This is a genomic window from Achromobacter sp. ACRQX (assembly GCF_022346505.1).
GTDB lineage: Bacteria > Pseudomonadota > Gammaproteobacteria > Burkholderiales > Burkholderiaceae_B > Achromobacter > Achromobacter animicus.
Genome location: NZ_JAKRML010000067.1, coordinates 1 through 1,146, shown reverse-complemented (window position 1 = coordinate 1,146; position 1,146 = coordinate 1). Strand labels below are relative to the sequence as shown.

The 1,146-nt window shown below is 73.4% G+C and carries 1 protein-coding gene; it reads left to right on the top strand.

What is annotated here, in order from left to right; all coding sequences use genetic code 11:
- The coding region (locus tag MHZ91_RS28175) for a hypothetical protein (RefSeq protein ID WP_239216588.1) at nucleotides 1-990 on the top strand (990 nt) is incomplete at its 5' end.
- Between the last annotated feature and the right edge of the window lie 156 nt (nucleotides 991-1,146).

Genomic DNA, 1,146 nt, shown 5'->3' with positions numbered 1-1,146 from the left:
GACAAGCAGGATGTGGACCTGTACCGCCAGCTGCTGCAGGCCGGTATCTTCGATTACCTCATCAAGCCGCCGCGCCTGGACGTGCTGGCCGACACGCTGGCGCGCGCCGACGATGACGCGCCGCTGGGCCAGGGCGGCGCCGCGCGCGCCGGCCGTTCCGCGGCCATCGTGGGCGCAGCGGGCGGCCTGGGTGTCAGCACGCTGACCGCATCGCTGGGCCTGTGGCTGGCGCATTCGCGGCAGACCCCGACGGTGATGGTCGACTTCGACCGGCGCAAGGGCGACCTGCCGCTGCTGCTTGGCCTGGAAGCCGACGCGGGGCTTGCCAGCCTGCTGTCCGCGCCCGACATCGATCCGCGCCTATTGCAACGCACGCTGCTTGCCGCCGGCCAGGTGCCCGCGCCGCAGCAGGCGCAGCCTGCCGCACGTCTGCAACTGCTGGCGCAGCGTCCCGGTCCTGAAACGCCCTTCGACCCCGAGCGCGCGCTCGAAATCGGCGGCGCCCTGTGCCAGTGGTTCTCGCTGTCGCTGTGGGACCTGCCGTCGCACCGGCCCGGCGGCGCGGACGAGGTGCTGGCGCATGCCGACATCCGGGTCGTGCTGACCGAGCTGACCGTGCAAGGCGCGCGCAACACGCATCGCCTGCTGGCCGAGCTGGGCGAGGGCAGCGCCAATCAGCGTCTGGTCCTGGTGGCCAGCGACGCGCGCCAGACGCAGGCCGCCGCACTGAGCGCGGCGCAGTTCGAGGAATTTGTCGGCCGGCGCATCGACCAGCATCTGCCTTACGCCGGCCAGGCGCTGGCCGCCAGCCTCTTAAAAGGCCCGCTGTCGCCGCAAGCCGCGCCCGCCTATGCCCAGGCCGTCGCGCAGCTTGGCGCGCGCATCCTCGGCCTGCCCTCGGCCGCGCCCGCCGCCGAGCAAGGCACGCTGCATCGGCTGCGTTCCTGGCTGAACCGCTCGGCCCCGGCCGGCCGCGCGGCACGCGCCTGATTTCCGCAAGACTCGACAGACCGACATCATGCTGCCCCGCCGAAAGCCCGCGCCTTCCTCCTTCCCTTCAGCGGCCGCCGCCGCGCCGGCCATTGCCACGCCCGCCGCTGCCGCCCCGGCCGTCCCGTCGCCGGTCGTCGCGCAGCCTGCACCCAT